Genomic DNA, 13,600 nt, shown 5'->3' on the forward strand with positions numbered 1-13,600 from the left:
CCGGCCCGCATGGTTCCCTTCCCGACACCCCAGCGCCGACGCGTCTATCTGATGCGTCATGGCGCCGTGACGTACTTTGACGAAACCGGCCGCCCCATTCCCTCGCCCGAGGCCGTGCCGCTCAACGAACTTGGTCGCAGCCAAGCCACCGCTGCGGGCAAGATCTTTGCCGACGAAAACATCGTCTTCGACCGCGTGATCGTCAGCGGCCTGCCGCGCACGGTCGAAACCGCGCAGCGTGTGCTGGCCGAGATGCCAGCGATGCAGGAGCGCGGCATCGCGCTTGAACACTGGCCCGAGCTGCAGGAGATCCGCGGCGGCAAGCTGGCGGAGATTCCCGAGCATGAACTCGCGCAAGCGTTTATCGGCGCGTTTGAAGGCACGGTGTCGGAAGACCGGCGCTTCCTCAACGGTGAGAGCATCGGCGAATTTCTTGACCGGGTGATTCCGCCAATCGCTCAGCTGCGCGCGCAAACCGACTGGGACACCGTGCTGCTGGTGCTGCATGGCGGCACCAACCGCGCGATCCTCTCGCACGCCATCACCGGCGGCGAGCGCGTGTTCTTCGGCAGCCTCGCGCAGACCGCCGGCTGCATCAACGTGCTCGACGTTGGCGATGCCCCGACCGACTGGGTGCTGCGCATGAGCAATTTCTCGGCGCCCTCGCCTACGCATCTCGGCTCGCGGCTGACGACGATGGAGGTGCTGCTGCAGCAATACCTCCAGCATCGCCAGCCAGCTGCCTGAATTTTCCAGATACCCAACAAGATTCGGAGACACACCCATGGCACAGACAGACCAGCAGGATTTCTCAGCCTTCGAGGGCACGCGCCCGGTAGCGGATCAGCAGAAGTTCGACATCGGCGCGATGGAGGCGTGGATGCGCGAACACGTTGAAGGCTTTGCCGGCCCGCTCACGGTTGAGCAGTTCAAGGGCGGCCAGTCGAACCCGACGTTCAAGCTGATCACGCCGTCGCGCACGTACGTGATGCGCGCCAAGCCCGGGCCGAAGGCAAAGCTGCTGCCATCCGCACACGCCATCGAACGCGAGTACCGGGTGATGGATGCACTGGCCAAGACCGACGTGCCTGTCGCCAGGATGTATGCGCTGTGCGAAGACGAAGCCGTGATCGGCCGCGCCTTCTACATCATGGAATTCGTGCAGGGCCGCGTGCTGTGGGATCAGGCCCTGCCCGGCATGGAGCCCGCCGAGCGCACTGCCATCTATGACGAGATGAACCGCGTCATCTCCGCACTGCACAGGGTCGACTACGCCGCCATCGGCCTGGCCGATTACGGCAAACCCGGCAACTATTTCGCACGCCAGATCGAGCGCTGGAGCAAGCAGTACAAGCTGTCGGAAACCGAATCAATTCCGGCAATGGACAACCTGATCGAATGGCTGCCGAAGCACGTACCGCAAGAAGCCGACGAAATCACCAGCATCGTTCACGGTGACTATCGGCTCGACAACCTGATCTTCCACCCGACCGAGCCCCGTGTGCTGGCCATTCTGGATTGGGAACTGTCGACGCTGGGCCATCCGCTGGCTGACTTCAGCTACCACTGCATGAGCTGGCACATCGAGCCGGGGCAGTTCCGTGGCGTGGCGGGTCTGGACTTCGCCGCACTCGGCATTCCCACGGAAGCCGAGTACATCCGCCAATACGAAGAACGCACCGGCCGCCGCATCACGGGCGACTGGAACTTCTACCTCGCCTACAACATGTTCCGCATTGCCGGCATCCTGCAGGGGATCATGAAGCGCGTGGTGGATGGCACGGCGTCTTCGGCGCAGGCACTCGAAGCAGGCAAGCGCGCCCGCCCGATGGCCGAACTAGGCTGGAAGTACGCCCAGCAGGCCGGCGCCTGACGCCGCTGCTTTACTCGTACTCGCGCGCCGCTTCCAGCGGACCGGACATTGGCGCTTCCAGCTCCACCACCACCCCGCCCGGCAACTGCACGAATATCTGTGCGGCAGGCCGCGCGGGGTGTTTTCTTACCTGGTGCGGGATACCGCTTTCACGCACCGCGGCCAGCACGTCGGCCGCATCTTTTCCGGTGCGAAACGCGATGTGCGAGAACACCAGTTCCGGCGTGTCGCCCTCCTGCGTCACGAGGTGTACCAGCGCATCGTTGTTCTGGTACAGCCACGTGCCGGGAAACGGAAACGCCGGGCGCGGCCCCGGTTTCCAGCCGAGCACATCGGCGAAGAACTTCAGGATTGGCGCATCTCCTGCCACGTGAAAGTTCACGTGGTCGAATGTCCAGTCGCTGTCAGGTGTCATAGCAAACCGCCTCCTTCAATGTCGATGATGGCGCCGGTCATGAAACCGTTGGTCATGGCCAGCAGATAGCCTTGGGCAAGGTCTTCCGGCGTGCCGACGCGGCCGACCGGCAAGCCGCTGCCAATACGCGCGAGCATGGTCTCGCGATCGGCCGGGGCGCCCCACACTTCCGTATCCACCACGCCAGGGCTGATCACGTTGACACGGCGCGGTGCGAGTTCCTTCGCCAGATTCTTGGCGGCGGCTTCCACTGCAGCATTGATCGAGCCACGCAGCAAGCCGGTCGCTGTGGCCTTGCGAGAAAGCAGGCCAGAGGTGAGCGTAATCGATGCGCGTTCGGCCAGGTGCGGCAATGCGGCCTGCACCGCCATCAGTGCTGCAAACAGCTTGGTGCCGAAGGCCTGCTCGAGGTCGGCACGTTGCAGCGAGGCAAACGGCGGCGGGCTCGTGCGCGAACCAATGGTGATGACGAGATGATCGATCTTGCCGCTGGGCGACAACCTCGCTGCCTGAGCCAACGCGCCAGCCAGCGATACCGTGTCGTTCGCATCAACGGCGATGCCCTGGATGCCGTCGCCCGCCTTAGCTGAGCGGCCCAGCACCGTCACGCGGGCACCTTCGGCTGCCGCCGCGCGTGCCACCGCCTGCCCGATACCGGCCGTGCCGCCCAACACCACAACCGACTTGTCCTGCAGAGTGTTCGAAGTCATGCCAATGCTCCTTTGAAAAGAGGAAAGAAAAAACCGTCAATCGATTGAGGCCATTCTTTCATCAAACAAAAGCAAGATAATCTGGCTATGCTTTGATGATTCTCCAAATCTGCTTTGACAATGATCGCCCTCGACGACCTCCGCCTGCTGGTGCGCATTGCTGACGCCGGCAACCTTTCCGCCGCCGCGCGTCAGCTTGGCTGGCTGCCCGCCACCGCCAGCGCAGCGCTCAAACGTGTGGAGACCGAACTCGGCGCCCGCCTGTTCGAGCGCACCACGCGCAGCATGCGGCCGACCGAAGCCGGTCAGCGCTATCTAGGCTATGCAAGACAGGCGCTGGAAGCGCTGGACGAAGGCGCAGAAAGCCTGGGGCAGGATCGCACCGAACTGTCTGGCCCCATCCGCATTGCGGCCACATCAGACCTGGGGCGACACATCCTGCGCCCATGGCTCGACGCGTTCTGCGATGAGCACCCCGGCGTGCGAGTCACGCTGGTGCTCGGTGACCGGCTGGCCGACCTGATGCGCGAAGACCTCGACTTTGCGCTGCGCTACGGGAATCTGCAGGATTCGGCGCTCGTGCGGCGGCCGTTGGCGTCGCACCCGCGCGTGATCGTGGGCGCGCCGTCGTACTTCAAGCAGCATGGCCGGCCCGCACACCCGAGCGACCTGGCCGACCACCGTTGCCTGATCCTGCTGCGCAACGGCGAGCCCGTCACGCGCTGGCAACTCACGCACGCCAGCGGCCCTGCCCCGATCGACGTGCGCGGTGATTTCCAATGCGACGACGGCGCCGTGGTGCGCGACTGGGCGGTCGCGGGGCGTGGCTTGGCGTTCAAATCATGGTTGGATGTCGCGCAAGACGTGAGCGCCGGCCGGCTGGAGGTGGCACTGCCGGCATGGAGCCATGCGCCCACGCCGCTGCAGCTCGTGGCCCTTGCGCGCCGCCATCGACCAGCACGGCTGACGGCTTGCGCGGACTTTCTTGCCGCGCGCTTTGCGGAGTTCAGCGCGCGTTACCCGTTCCCGTCGACAAAGGCGGCAACGACATCGCCCAAGCCGGCCAAAGCCACCAAAGCCAAGTCGGCCGTCTCGGTGAATACGTAGGCGTTCTTATTGGTTCGGCGGCGCTGATTGCGTCCGCTTCTGCGTTCGTCAACGCCCGTCGGCAAATGCGGCCGCCGCGTCATCCAGCGCCACCTCTGCCATTGCAGCGAACACGTGGTCGCGCAGCCAGCGGCTGGCGGCATCCTGATCGCTGTTCGTGTGCCAGTACAGGTACAGCTCCAGCGGCTGCACGTTGAACGGCAGCGGCAGCATCACGTTGCCATACGGCTCATTGGCGATGCGCGCATAGCGGATCGGCAACGTGGCGAGGAGGTCCGTGCAGCTCACCACGCGGCAGGCGGCCGGGTAATGCTGGCAACGCAGCCGCACGCGCCGCTCATGGCCGAGCCGGCGCAGTTCCACATCTTCCAGCCCTGCCCCGCGACGCCGGGACGACACGTGCACGTGTTCGCACGCCAGATAGCGCTCTAGCGTCAACGGCGCATTTGCGATGGGGTGACCCGGGCGCGCCAGCACCACCATCGGGTCGGTTAGCAGCGGCGCATGCCGGATGGCCGGAGATGCCGGCAGCAGAATGTCCGCCGCCGCGTCGATGGTGCCCGCCAGCAACTCGGTTTCGAGCTGGCGGCGGTCTCCACGCACGGTCGTCACATCGATGCGCGGCGCTTCCTTGGCAATGGCGGCCATAAGCGGCGGCAGCAGCGTGGCTTCCAGCGCATCGCGCATCGACAACGTGAAGCGGCGCTCGCTCGTGGCGGGGTCAAAGCGCGTGCCCTCGCGCAAGGTGCGCTCGAAGCCCTGCAGCGCGCTGCGCACCTCTGCGATCAGAGTGCGCGCCAGCGGCGTCGGCACCATGCCCTGCCCACGGCGCTCGAACAACGGGTCGTCAAACAACTCGCGCAACCGCCCGAGCGCGTGGCTCACGGCGGGCTGCGTCAGGTTGAGCGTGCGCGCGGCCGCCGTGATGCCGCCTTCCGTATAGATCGCATCGAAAACAACAAACAGGTTCAGGTCGACCCGGGATATATGCATGGTATTGATGGACTGTAATCTACTAAATTCATTTCTCTTATTGTAGGCGAAGGCTTATTCTGCGGACACCACTTGGGAGTTGCGCCACGCGCCATGACCACCACCACCGATCTCGCCGTTCCCACGGGCTTTGTTCTGCTGAACAAGCCGAGCCCTTTCCTGACGATGCTGGGGCCGGTGTATGCCAAGGGGATGGGCGCGTCGATGGTGATGGGTTTTCACGTACAGCATCACCACCTGAACCGGCGCGGCATTCTGCATGGCGGCGTGGTGGCATCGCTGGCCGATGCGGCGCTTGGCTATTGCCTGGCCGAGCCCGGCGAAGGCACCGGCGGCGCCCTGGCCATGTCCACCGCCAGCCTGACTGTGGATTTCATCGCCTCTGCCGGAGAAGGCGACTGGATTGAGATCACCCCGGAAGGATTGCGCACGGGCAGCAAGCTGGCCTTTGCGCAGGCGCTCTTCCATCGCGGCGACCGGTTGATTGCGCGCGCGAGTGCCGTATTTGCCGTGCTCGGCGGACGTATTTGACGCATGGCCGAGCCCGTCTGAACTGAGTTGATGGTTGCCCGTTCGAGGCGCTTGTTCGATGTACTGAGGAGACACCATGAATTTCGATTACACGCCCAAGGTCAAGGAAATGCAGGCACGCCTGCTCGAATTCTTTGACCAGCACATCTATCCGAACGAGCACCGCTTCCACGAAGAAGTCGAAGCCAACCGCCGTGCCGGCAACGCGTGGATTCCCACCAAGGTCATCGAAGAACTCAAGCCGCTGGCACGCAAGGCCGGGCTGTGGAACCTGTTCCTGCCGCGCTCGCCGCGCGCGCCCGAAGGGCTGTCGAACCTCGAATACGCCCCGCTGTGCGAGATCATGGGCCGGGTGCCCTGGGCACCGGAAGTGTTCAACTGCTCCGCGCCCGACACCGGCAACATGGAAACGCTGGAGCGCTACGCCTCTGAAGAACTGAAAGACCGCTGGCTGGAACCGCTGCTGCGCGGCGAGATCCGCTCCGCCTTCCTGATGACCGAGCCGGCCGTGGCCTCGTCGGACGCCACCAACATCGAATGCCGCATCGAGCGCCAGGGCGACGAATACGTCATCAACGGCCGCAAGTGGTGGTCATCGGGCGCTGGCGACCCGCGCTGCGCCGTCTACATCGTCATGGGCAAGACCAACCCCGATGCCGGCCGCCACGAGCAGCAATCGATGATCGTGGTGCCGGCCAATGCGCCGGGCATCACGGTCATGCGCCCGCTGTCGGTGTTCGGTTACGACGATGCGCCGCACGGCCACATGGAAGTCGACCTGAAAGACGTGCGCGTGCCGGTGGGCAACATCCTGCTGGGCGAAGGCCGCGGTTTCGAGATCGCACAGGGCCGCCTCGGCCCGGGCCGTATCCACCACTGCATGCGCAGCATCGGCGTGGCCGAGCGCGCGTTGGAACTGATGTGCAAGCGCCTGTCGTCGCGCATCGCATTCGGCAAGGCCATCGCACAGCACAGCGTCTGGCACGAACGCATTGCCGAAGCGCGCTGCATGATCGAGCAGGCCCGTCTGCTGACGCTCAAGGCCGCATACATGATGGACACCGTCGGAAACAAGGTCGCCAAGGCTGAGATTGCGATGATCAAGGTCGTGGCTCCGAACATCGCCTGCCAGATCGTCGACTGGGCGATCCAGGCACACGGCGGCGGCGGCGTGTCGGGTGATTTCCCGCTGGCTTCGGCCTACGCGCACCAACGCACGCTGCGCCTGGCCGACGGCCCGGACGAAGTGCACCGCGCGGCCATCGCCAAGCTGGAACTGGCCAAGCATCTGCACCTGAAAGACGTTGCCGACATGCCGGTCACACGCGGCTCCTGATCTGCGGCACGGCTGTACCGTTCACTCCTTAACCCCGCCTTGAGCGGGGATTTTTTTCGCCTCGGCGCGGCGTCTGCGCGTTTTTTGGTTCTGTGCTGGAATGGAACACTTTGCAGGCTGCTGGTGGCCTGCACCTCTCTTCCCGGCCAGAAGCCAAGGAGCCACCTCGATGATCGACGTCTATAGCTGGGCCACGCCCAACGGCCACAAAGTGCACATCATGCTGGAAGAATGCGGGCTGCCTTACCGCGTTCACGGCATCAACATTGGCGCCGGCGACCAGTTCAAGCCCGACTTCCTCAAGATCAGCCCCAACAACAAGATCCCGGCGATCGTCGATCAGGACGGCCCGGACGGCAAACCGATCTCGCTGTTCGAATCGGGCGCGATCCTGCTGTACCTCGCGGGCAAGACGGGCAAGTTCATGCCCGACGATGTGCGCGGCAAATATGAAGTGCTGCAATGGGTGATGTTCCAGATGGGCGGTGTCGGCCCAATGCTCGGCCAGGCGCACCACTTCCGCATTTACGCGCCCGAGAAGATCGAGTACGCGATCAACCGCTACACGAACGAAGCCAAGCGCCTGTACGGCGTGATCGACAAGCGCCTGAGCGAATCGAAATTCCTCGGTGGCGCGGAATACTCCATCGCCGATATGGCGACGTGGCCCTGGCTGCGCAGCTGGAAGAACCAGGGGATCGAGCTGTCGGATTTCCCGAAGCTGCAGCGCTGGTTCGAAGCCATTGAAGAACGCCCGGCCGTGCAGCGCGGCGTGAAGGTGTTGGCCCAGGAACGGCCTGCGGTGCAGGACGATAAGGCGAAGGAAATCCTCTTCGGCGCGACGCAGTACGAGCGGCGCTGATTCCGCTTCTTCGCATCGAAAAACAGGCCGCGTGATGCGGCCTTTTTCTTTTGGAAGTCGTCAATGCGGGGCGCTGGCGAGCGGCCTACACTGGCTTCACCTCACTCACGCGTTCGTGCACAAACGCTATGGCAGCGTCACTCAAAATGGGCCTCGCGGCTGCGGTGTCCATCGCGGTTTATCTCGGCCTTGCCGCGCTCGGTTGGGGTGGCGTGGGCGCGTTCCTGGCCCACCCCGCACGCGTCGCGCTGGTGGTCATCACGGTGTTGCTGGCCATCGCCGCACTGCTTGCCGGCGGCAACCTCAGCCCCGGAGAACGTGAAGATCGATCCAACCGCTGGGTGCTGCCGGTGTTTGGCGTGATCGGCTTCGCCAGTGCATGGCTGCCGGCGTACACGGACCGGCTCAACCTCTGGTGCATCGATGGCGATGCCGTACGTTGGCTGGGTGTCGTGCTCTACGCCGCAGGCGGCGCGTTGCGTGTGTGGCCGGTGTATGTGCTGGGCAATCGCTTCAGCGGACTGGTCGCGATCCAGCCCGGCCATACGCTCGTGACCGGCGGCATCTACCAATACGTGCGCAATCCGAGCTACCTGGGGTTGCTGGTGGGCACGCTCGGTTGGGGACTGGCCTTCCGGGCGGTGGCCGGTGTGGTGCTGACGCTCCTGCTGATCCCACCCCTGGTGGCGCGCATGCGTGCCGAAGAAGCCCTGCTGCAATCGCAGTTCGGCGCGGAGTACGACGCGTACCGCGCCCGCACGTGGCGCCTCATTCCGGGGCTCTATTGATGCCCCACCCGGCCCGACAAGTGCAAACACTCGGCCTCGGGCCAGGCGTGGTGCATCAGAAGACGCCTTCCACCACCATCTTTCCGCCGGCCGTGCCGGCATCGAGCATGCGATGCGCGCTCTGGATGTCGTCAAAGGCGAACACCTGTGCTGGCCTCGCGCGCAGCACGCCGGCCTCGACCAAGTCGACCATGCGCTGGAACGGAACTTCCGTGAGCGGATACTCCGGCGTGCCATAGACAAACGCGCTGCCGAAGAAACTCAGGTGTCGCCCGCTAGGCAAGTGCTGTAGCGGATCAAACTGCTCGATTGGCGCATGCCCACCGAGAAACCCGGCCACGCAGACGCGTCCGCCGCGCCGAGTCAGCTGTAGCGACTCCAACACAGTGCGGGTGCCGACGAGGTCCAGCACGGCATCGATGCCGGTTGGCGCGAGATCGCGCAGTGCATCACCCACGCTGTCGCCCTCGACCAGAACGACGTCCGCACCGTTCTCCTTGGCAACGGATGCCCGGTCCGCTTGTCGCAAGGTCGCCAGCACACGAGCCTGTGTGTATGCCGCCAGGTTGAGAGCCGCCAAGCCCAGCGCCGAGGTCGCACCCCGCACCAGAACGGTATCGCCACGCCGCAGCGCAAGGTTGTCGAACAGGCAGCTCCACGCGGTAGCGTACGACTCGGGAATGGCCGCCAACTCGCTCCAGCCAAGCGCGCTGCGGATGGGCACCACACTGGCGGCGGGCACGGCCACCAACTCCGCATAGGTCCCGCTGCGCGATCGGCCCATGCCGCCCATCAGGGCAAACACGCGCTGTCCGGTCTGCAGTTTGCCGCTCGGGTCGCTCACCACTTCACCTGCGCATTCGATGCCGGAAATCGCAGCCACGTCGCCCCAGTGGCCTTGCCGGAAGTACTGCTCCGCGCGGTTGATGCCGAATGCCCGCACGCGCACCAGCACCTCATCTTTGCCGGCAACCGGATCTGGCACCTCGGTCACGCTAAGTTGCTCCGGCCCACCGTATTGCTGCCGCACGATCGCTTTCATGCCCTGCTCCTTTTTGTATTGGGAGGTGCTAGGCTAGGTTTTCAGACGGTCAAAAGAAATTGAATAATTCCGCCATTCTTCGTCAATCGAGCTAACAATGGATTTTTCCCTGCATGAACTTGCCTGTCTTGAAGCGGTGGTTGTCGAAGGCAGCTTCCAGGGGGCCGCAGACAAGCTGCACCGCACGCATTCGGCCGTGCATGCAGCCATCAAGCATCTGGAGCAACGGCTGGGCGTGACCCTGCTTGACCGCAGCGAATACCGCGTCAGGCTCACATCAGCAGGCGAAGCCTTCCGCCGTCAATCGGCGGCCGTGTTGCGCCAGGCCGCGGCGCTGGATACGCTGTGCCGGCAACTGAGCGAAGGCGAAGAGACAGACTTGCGTGTGATCGTGGGAGACCTCACCCCAACCGCCGAGACGCTTCGACGCCTCAAACGCTTCTTCAACGCATGGCCGCAAACGCGGCTGCACCTGCATTTCGAGGTGATCGGCGGCCCGTGGGAGCGCCTGCTCGCCGAAGAGGCCGACCTGATCATCCACCACGTGGACAAAAGCGATGCGCGCTTCGAATGGACGGACCTGACGAAGGTGGCGCTCGTGCCAGTGGCGGCACCCGGCTACGTGACGGCGCCTTCCATGCGCAACCTCACGCCCGAGCAGATGCGGGCGTATGTTCAGGTGGTGATTCGCGATACGGCGCAACAGCCGCAGCGCGACTACTTTGTCATCAAGGACGCGCCCAACTGGACGGTCGCTGACCAGCACACCAAGAAGGAATTGATCGTGCAGGGCATGGGTTGGGGTCACATGCCGCTGCATCTGATCGAAAAGGAGCTGCGCAGCGGCAAGCTGGTGTCATTGGAGGGCCGCCACTTCAAGCGCTCCAAACTCGACATCGTTGCCGCGCGATTGCGTGCGCGCCCGGTTGGCCCGGTGGCGCAGGCGCTCTGGCGCTACCTGACGGAAGACGCCTGATCGCGTTACCGGGGCAATGCGAAGCACTGCACGTCCGGCGCGGTGTAGACCGTCGGATACGGCGACCGCGGCCCCGTCTGCAACCGCAGAGGCTGCGTCGCCAGCACCTCGGCTTCGTTACGCTCGCGCACTGTCAGTGGCTCCGGCGGCGGGCTCGGCAAGCGTACCGGTTGATTGACCGCACACCGCACGGGTTTCCCGTCCGCCAGCCGTACATCCATCGTGTAATACGGCCCGACGATGGTCGGCGCGCAGGCGGCCGTGCCCAAGACCACCGTCATCAGCACCGCAGCATGCAGCGTCTTCATCACTCACCTCCGCAACGCGCGCGTCAGTGTTTTTGACTCAGTGCAGTCTCTGCAAGTGCCCTGCATCAGGCAGTTGCCGTCAGCATCCCTTGCTTTTCAATGAAGCGGATCACCTCATCCAACCCACCCTGCGCCCGCAGATTGCACATCACGAACGGACGATCGCCGCGCATCTTGCGGGTGTCGCTTTCCATCACTTCCAGCGACGCCCCCACGTACGGTGCAAGGTCGGTCTTGTTGATGATCAGCAGGTCGGACTTGGTGATCCCTGGGCCGCCCTTGCGCGGAATCTTCTCCCCACCCGCCACATCGATCACGTAGATCGTCAGGTCCGACAGCTCGGGGCTGAACGTCGCCGCCAGGTTGTCACCGCCCGATTCAATGAACACCACATCCGCATCCGGAAACTTGGAGAGCATGCGATCCACCGCTTCGAGGTTGATCGACGCATCTTCGCGGATGGCCGTGTGCGGGCAGCCGCCCGTCTCGACGCCCATGATGCGTTCGGCCGGCAGCGCGCCGGAGATGGTCAGCAGCCGCTGATCTTCCTTCGTGTAGATGTCGTTGGTAATGGCCACCAGATCGTAGCGCTCGCGCATGGCCTTGCAGAGCATTTCGAGCAGCGTGGTCTTGCCGGAGCCCACCGGGCCGCCCACGCCAACGCGCAGGGCTGGAAGTTTCTTGGTTCGCATGATGTTCAGGTTCAGGATCGAAAGAGTCGTGAGTATTGCGTTTCGTGCCGGGCGGACAACACACCCAGCCCCGGTGAAAACGTAGACAGTTCAGGCGGATGACATGCCGCACGGCGCGTGGCCTCTTCCACCGCACGCGCCACCGCAGTGTGCAGGCCGAAGAGAATGCGCTGCCCCGCAGCCTGCCCCAGCGGCACGGCCTTGACTGCCGCCGCCATCTGGTTTTCCACCCACGCAAAGCAGTACGCCGTCACGCCGTCGTGCGGGTCGACATTCAGCGCGGCAGCGGCGGCGGCAAAGGCCGTCGGAAAGGTCACGGACGCGCGTGCGGCCAATGCACTGCGCAGTGCGCCATCGCCCCACTCCATCTGCTGGATGAGCCGATTGAGCGACCAGCCCATCTGGGATGTTTCGAGCCGCAGCTCGCGCGTCTCGCGCGTGGCGAGGAACCATGCATCGCGCTCGGCCACGGCATCGAAGCGACCCGCCTGCCAGTCGGCGAATTGCAGCAGCCACAGCGGTGCCTCGCAGGCGGCCAGCACATCGAGCCCTTCGGCAATCCATGCCGCAGCCGACGCTTCATCCGCCACGTGCCGCACGTCCACCGCCGCTTCCAGCCCCTGCGAATAGCTGAACGCGCCCACCGGCAGCGCGGGGGACGCAAGATGCAGCAAGGCGGTGAGCTGCGCCGCGTTAGTCATGGTGATGGTGATGATGACCGCAGCCGGGCCCGTGGACATGGCCGTCGTCGTGACCGTGGTCGTGCCCATGCGCGTGGTCGTGCGCGTGATTGTGGCTATGCGCGTGGCCATGGTCATGGTCATGCGAGTGACCGTGATCGTGCCCGTGATGCTCTTGGTACAGCGCCTGCGCGGCCGCGTAGTCCTCTTCGAACGTCGCATCGTGGCCGTGACGATGGCCGCCGCCATAGGCGCCTGCCTCGGGCTCAAATGGCGCCTCCACATGCGCGACGGTCACGCCCAGGCGGACCAGCATGTCTTCGAGCACCGGATCGGCTTCGAGCTGCAGTGCATCTGCACTGACCTGCACGGGCGTGTGGCGATTGCCGAGGTGGTAGGCAGCGCGCATCAGCGCAAGACGGTTGTCGCTCGTCACGCGCAGGACTTGCTCAGGTGCGGCCTGCACTTCGACCAGCGTGCCGTCTTCAGCGACCAGCACGTCACCGCCACGCATGACGGTGCCGCGCGGCAGTACGACGGCCACGTCACGGCCATCGTCGAGGGTGGCGCGCAGGCGGCTGCGGCTGCGCTCCAGGAACGGGAGCACCAGCTTGGGCGCGCGCTTGACCAGCACGGAGGCCAGGCCATGCGGCGCGGGGAGATGTTTAGTGATGGAAAGCATCGTTGGGGCCTATTCACAATCTCATGACGGCCCAGCTTGGAGCTGAGTCTGTCAAATACCAGGGTCCGAGCCTCGAAGGTCGAGCTCTGAGCATCAACCGTCAGGTTCAGAGCCTCAATCGTCAGGCTCTGAGGCTCAATCGTCAGGCTCTGAGGCTCAATCGTCAGGCTCTGAGGCTCAATTGCCAAGCTCTGACACTCAACAGTGGGGCTCTGAACTCCGACTTTCACACTTTTGGTTTCGAATCCCGAGGGTTGAGGGTCGAACGTCGGTCTCGGAGGTTGGAGCACGAGGCTTTTTGCATCAAGCATGGCCCTCGGAGGCTCGAAAAATTCTGCATTTTTGGTTCGGTTGCGTCTCGTTTTGTCTATTTCGGGTCTTGCTGCCGAATTGCTTTGCTTCGTTGGCTCTTATTCGATATCTGGAGTATCGAATTTGAGGGTCAGAGGGTCGTGGTTGGGGGTCTGAGGCTGGGACTTCGAGGTTTGAGGCTCGTTTTCTTCTTTTCTGCCGGGGCGGGCCTTGGTGGTTTGCTGCTGTTTCACCCCCTGCCGGGGGCGACTCACTTTCTTTGTCTTGCCAAAGAAAGTAAGCAAAGAAAGGCG

Annotated in this window: 17 protein-coding genes; 8 read left to right on the forward strand and 9 right to left on the reverse strand. The window is 64.1% G+C overall.

Annotated elements, in window-relative coordinates; genetic code table 11:
* The first annotated feature begins 9 nt into the window (after positions 1-9).
* A complete protein-coding gene (locus ACCD03_RS22910; protein WP_413412972.1) occupies positions 10-747 on the forward strand; it encodes a histidine phosphatase family protein in 738 nt (245 codons plus the stop codon).
* A gap of 37 nt (positions 748-784) precedes the next feature.
* A complete protein-coding gene (locus ACCD03_RS22915) occupies positions 785-1,873 on the forward strand; it encodes a phosphotransferase (protein WP_325651589.1) in 1,089 nt (362 codons plus the stop codon).
* A 10-nt stretch (positions 1,874-1,883) separates the two neighbouring features.
* Here ACCD03_RS22915 and ACCD03_RS22920 read toward each other — a convergent pair whose 3' ends face one another.
* The gene (locus ACCD03_RS22920; RefSeq protein WP_325651590.1) at positions 1,884-2,288 is read right to left on the reverse strand and encodes a glyoxalase; all 405 of its coding nucleotides are present in this window, start codon (positions 2,286-2,288) and stop codon (positions 1,884-1,886) included.
* On the reverse strand, positions 2,285-2,998 hold the full coding sequence (locus ACCD03_RS22925) for an SDR family oxidoreductase (RefSeq protein ID WP_325651591.1): 714 nt from the start codon (positions 2,996-2,998) through the stop codon (positions 2,285-2,287). Before ACCD03_RS22925 ends, ACCD03_RS22920 begins: the two co-directional genes overlap by 4 nt.
* Before the next feature lie 120 nt (positions 2,999-3,118).
* On the opposite strand from ACCD03_RS22925, the gene ACCD03_RS22930 reads away from it, so the two are divergent.
* A complete protein-coding gene (locus tag ACCD03_RS22930) occupies positions 3,119-4,105 on the forward strand; it encodes a LysR family transcriptional regulator (protein WP_325651592.1) in 987 nt (328 codons plus the stop codon).
* A gap of 48 nt (positions 4,106-4,153) precedes the next feature.
* On the opposite strand, the gene ACCD03_RS22935 is transcribed toward ACCD03_RS22930, so the two are convergent.
* Positions 4,154-5,098, reverse strand: coding sequence for a LysR family transcriptional regulator (locus ACCD03_RS22935; RefSeq protein WP_316679224.1), 945 nt, complete (start codon positions 5,096-5,098; stop codon positions 4,154-4,156).
* A 93-nt stretch (positions 5,099-5,191) separates the two neighbouring features.
* Between ACCD03_RS22935 and ACCD03_RS22940 the strand changes: the two genes are divergently transcribed.
* From ACCD03_RS22940 to ACCD03_RS22955, 4 genes are all read left to right on the forward strand, one after another.
* A complete protein-coding gene (locus ACCD03_RS22940) occupies positions 5,192-5,629 on the forward strand; it encodes a PaaI family thioesterase (protein ID WP_325651595.1) in 438 nt (145 codons plus the stop codon).
* A 76-nt stretch (positions 5,630-5,705) separates the two neighbouring features.
* On the forward strand, positions 5,706-6,965 hold the full coding sequence (locus ACCD03_RS22945) for an acyl-CoA dehydrogenase family protein (RefSeq protein WP_045206214.1): 1,260 nt from the start codon (positions 5,706-5,708) through the stop codon (positions 6,963-6,965).
* 169 nt (positions 6,966-7,134) lie between these two features.
* On the forward strand, positions 7,135-7,827 hold the full coding sequence (locus tag ACCD03_RS22950; RefSeq protein ID WP_413412973.1) for a glutathione S-transferase N-terminal domain-containing protein: 693 nt from the start codon (positions 7,135-7,137) through the stop codon (positions 7,825-7,827).
* Between the two features lie 128 nt (positions 7,828-7,955).
* Positions 7,956-8,615: a methyltransferase family protein gene (locus tag ACCD03_RS22955; protein ID WP_413412974.1), complete on the forward strand. Its 660-nt coding sequence runs from the start codon at positions 7,956-7,958 to the stop codon at positions 8,613-8,615.
* Positions 8,616-8,670: 55 nt separating this feature from the next.
* On the opposite strand, the gene ACCD03_RS22960 is transcribed toward ACCD03_RS22955, so the two are convergent.
* Complete coding sequence (locus ACCD03_RS22960) at positions 8,671-9,657, reverse strand: zinc-binding dehydrogenase (protein WP_413412975.1); 987 nt, start codon at positions 9,655-9,657, stop codon at positions 8,671-8,673.
* A gap of 97 nt (positions 9,658-9,754) precedes the next feature.
* Between ACCD03_RS22960 and ACCD03_RS22965 the strand changes: the two genes are divergently transcribed.
* Positions 9,755-10,633, forward strand: coding sequence for a LysR family transcriptional regulator (locus tag ACCD03_RS22965; RefSeq protein ID WP_325651606.1), 879 nt, complete (start codon positions 9,755-9,757; stop codon positions 10,631-10,633).
* 5 nt (positions 10,634-10,638) lie between these two features.
* Here ACCD03_RS22965 and ACCD03_RS22970 read toward each other — a convergent pair whose 3' ends face one another.
* From ACCD03_RS22970 to ACCD03_RS22990, 5 genes are all read right to left on the reverse strand, one after another.
* A complete protein-coding gene (locus ACCD03_RS22970) occupies positions 10,639-10,941 on the reverse strand; it encodes a hypothetical protein (protein ID WP_325651608.1) in 303 nt (100 codons plus the stop codon).
* Positions 10,942-11,006: 65 nt separating this feature from the next.
* Positions 11,007-11,633: an urease accessory protein UreG gene (ureG, locus tag ACCD03_RS22975; RefSeq protein WP_413412977.1), complete on the reverse strand. Its 627-nt coding sequence runs from the start codon at positions 11,631-11,633 to the stop codon at positions 11,007-11,009.
* A gap of 11 nt (positions 11,634-11,644) precedes the next feature.
* Complete coding sequence (locus tag ACCD03_RS22980) at positions 11,645-12,334, reverse strand: urease accessory protein UreF (RefSeq protein WP_413412981.1); 690 nt, start codon at positions 12,332-12,334, stop codon at positions 11,645-11,647.
* Positions 12,327-12,995 carry an urease accessory protein UreE gene (gene ureE / locus ACCD03_RS22985; protein WP_413412979.1) on the reverse strand — a complete coding sequence of 223 codons (669 nt, stop codon included), beginning with the start codon at positions 12,993-12,995 and terminating at the stop codon, positions 12,327-12,329. The genes ACCD03_RS22980 and ureE overlap by 8 nt, the downstream gene beginning before the upstream one ends.
* A gap of 410 nt (positions 12,996-13,405) precedes the next feature.
* Positions 13,406-13,600 (reverse strand): hypothetical protein (locus ACCD03_RS22990; RefSeq protein WP_413412980.1); only part of this gene is annotated, 195 nt, incomplete at its 5' end.

Origin of the sequence: Ralstonia sp. Ralssp135 (assembly GCF_047304345.1) — a bacterium.
GTDB lineage: Bacteria > Pseudomonadota > Gammaproteobacteria > Burkholderiales > Burkholderiaceae > Ralstonia > Ralstonia chuxiongensis.